Source organism: Pseudomonas fluorescens (genome assembly GCF_902497875.1).
Taxonomy (GTDB): domain Bacteria; phylum Pseudomonadota; class Gammaproteobacteria; order Pseudomonadales; family Pseudomonadaceae; genus Aquipseudomonas; species Aquipseudomonas fluorescens_BR.
This window is the reverse complement of record NZ_CABVHY010000097.1, coordinates 1-1,901: the sequence shown is the minus strand read 5'-3', so window position 1 is coordinate 1,901 and position 1,901 is coordinate 1. Positions and strand designations below refer to the sequence as shown.

At 60.6% G+C, this 1,901-nt stretch carries 3 protein-coding genes; 1 reads left to right on the top strand and 2 read right to left on the bottom strand.

All coding sequences use genetic code 11. The annotated features are described in order from the left end of the window. On the top strand, window positions 1-110 hold a 110-nt coding region (locus tag F8N85_RS35365; protein ID WP_224795809.1), incomplete at its 5' end, for an OprD family porin. Window positions 111-453: 343 nt separating this feature from the next. On the opposite strand, the gene F8N85_RS33785 is transcribed toward F8N85_RS35365, so the two are convergent. Both F8N85_RS33785 and F8N85_RS33780 read right to left on the bottom strand, forming a co-directional pair. Continuing rightward, window positions 454-1,083: a nuclear transport factor 2 family protein gene (locus tag F8N85_RS33785; RefSeq protein ID WP_224795710.1), complete on the bottom strand. Its 630-nt coding sequence runs from the start codon at window positions 1,081-1,083 to the stop codon at window positions 454-456. A gap of 5 nt (window positions 1,084-1,088) precedes the next feature. After that, the gene (locus tag F8N85_RS33780; RefSeq protein ID WP_150804862.1) at window positions 1,089-1,862 is read right to left on the bottom strand and encodes an SDR family NAD(P)-dependent oxidoreductase; all 774 of its coding nucleotides are present in this window, start codon (window positions 1,860-1,862) and stop codon (window positions 1,089-1,091) included. Window positions 1,863-1,901: the final 39 nt, after the last annotated feature.

Sequence of the window (1,901 nt, the reverse complement as noted above, 5' to 3'; positions counted from 1 at the left end):
ACTTCGGAGCGACCCTGCGTCACGGTGTCTATCGTGGTGACGATTCAGGCTCGGTACGTAATACCGACCAAACCCGTCTGATCTTCAACTACACCTACACCTTCATGTAAAACCACCTGTAATAAAAGGCTCCGTCATTCCACGTAATGCTGTTCACTTAAGCTCGGGGTTTCAGGCACACACATGCGTAGTGAGGGGGCGATGCATCAAGAGTAAAAGCGAGGCGGTATTTTGTTGATCGTGTACATATCCGTTGCTGCGGTCACGGCCACTGGCGGTTTCGCTTTTACAGCGAGTCACTTGGAAAAGCCCTTGGTTACTTGGGGCTTTTCCAAGTGACCCGCCGTAAGGGCGGAACCATAAGCCGCCGTTACCGCAGCAACGGATATGCACCCAATCCGAACAGCGCCGACATTACCGCAGCAACGGATATGTACACCGCCCAACCATCCTTCAGCGCACGCGAATCTTCGGATCACCCGCCCCGCGCCGCAAAGTCGCAAGAAACCCCTCCAGCGGTGCCGGCTCGGCAATTTCCGGCAAGGCCTCCTTGTCCGGCCGTTGCGCCCAGAACGCATCCCAGGACGGGAACAGCTCGTGAAACGTGCCGGCATAAGGCTCGCGCCCCGGCCAGCGCATTTTCAAGCCGCCAATCGGTGGTTTATTCAGGTCGGTGGCGTACCAATAGCACGGCAAGCGACGACGGAAGCACCAGCGTCCGTCGATCCGCTCGTAGTCGTCCCAATACAGCATCTGCATGATCACCCACTCCGGACCCGTCTCATGCTCGTTCTTGGAATAGACCACGCCCGTGGCATGATCCGGATCGCTGAACTCGATGATGTGCTGCCCCAGGTGATGGGAAGTGCCGTGAAACTGCTTGCGCATGGTTTCGTCCAGCCATGCCTTGAGGTGTGCACGGCCCGTCTTGTCGCGCCCCACACGCACGTCCGGGGCGAAACAGTTGGCCATGGCATCCATGTCGCGCATGTCCAGGGCCAACGCGTACTTGCCGGCCAGTTGACGGATCGCGTCCAGCGATTCAAGGCGGTCGATGCGCTCAAGCAGCGCGGCGGATTCCAGGCCCATCAGTCGAACACCGTATACAGGTCGGAACCGCGTCCGCCGTCCACCGCCAGACTGGCACCGGTCACGTAGGAAGCTTCGTCGCTGGCCAGGAACAGAATGGCGTTGGCCAGTTCCACCGGCAGGCCGACCCGTTTCATCGGGATGACTTTCTCGGTGTTGGTGCGGGCCTTGGCGTCGCCGAGCATGCCGGCGGTGGCCGGGGTATCGACCACGCCGGGGATGATCACGTTGCAGCGAATGTTGTTTGGCGCGCCTTCACTGGCCGCCGCCCGGCTGAAGTTGATCACCGCGGCCTTGGCCGCCGAGTAACCGGCCATCCACGCGGTGCCGAACAGGCCGCAGATCGAGGCAATGTTGACGATCGAACCGCCGCCCTGCTCTTTCATCAGACGCATCGCGGTGCGAGTGCCAAAGAAGGTGCCGTCGACGGTAGTGGCGAAGTTGGCGTGCCAGTCGGCGGTGGACATTGTGTCGATGCTGCCCCAGGTGTAGGCCATCGCATTGTTGACCAGAATGTCCAGGCGACCGTGGCGTTGCGCGGTGGCTTCCAATGCGCTGACGTAGGCCTGCTCGTCGCTGACGTCGGCCACCGCAATTTCAGCGTGCCCGCCGAACCCAATGATTTTTTCCTGCACACCTTGCAACGGCTCCACGCGTCGCCCGCAGAGCACAACAGTGGCGCCCTCCTCGGCGAACCGCAGCGCGGTGGCTTCACCGATGCCCGAACCGGCGCCGGTCACAAAGGCGATTTTTCCCTGTAAACGCTTGCTCATCAGTCATTCTCCGATCAAATAAAGGCCATGCCGCCGTTA